The sequence below is a fragment of the Xanthomarina sp. F2636L genome (assembly GCF_026410195.1).
Lineage (GTDB): Bacteria > Bacteroidota > Bacteroidia > Flavobacteriales > Flavobacteriaceae > Xanthomarina.
Window position 1 is genome coordinate 1 of the sequence record NZ_JAPMLM010000014.1, and the last position, 221, is coordinate 221.

Consider the following 221-nt stretch of genomic DNA (forward strand, 5'->3'; position numbering starts at 1 on the left):
CCTGTTGACTCAACTGATAGTTCTGATCCTTGTAACGTAGTAGTTACGCGTACTTGGACATTTACTGATAGCTGTAATAATACATCTAGTGTGTCACAAACTATTACTGTTTCTGATACTACGGCACCTGTAGCTCCAGATGCTCCAGCTGATCTAACAGTAGAGTGTATCGATGATGTACCTGCTCCTATAGATTTAACAGCAACAGATAACTGTGCTGG

General features: G+C 41.2%; 1 protein-coding gene. It reads left to right on the forward strand.

Annotated elements, in window-relative coordinates; genetic code table 11:
• Window positions 1-221 (forward strand): HYR-like domain-containing protein (locus OS191_RS00065; protein ID WP_267153669.1); only part of this gene is annotated, 221 nt, incomplete at both ends.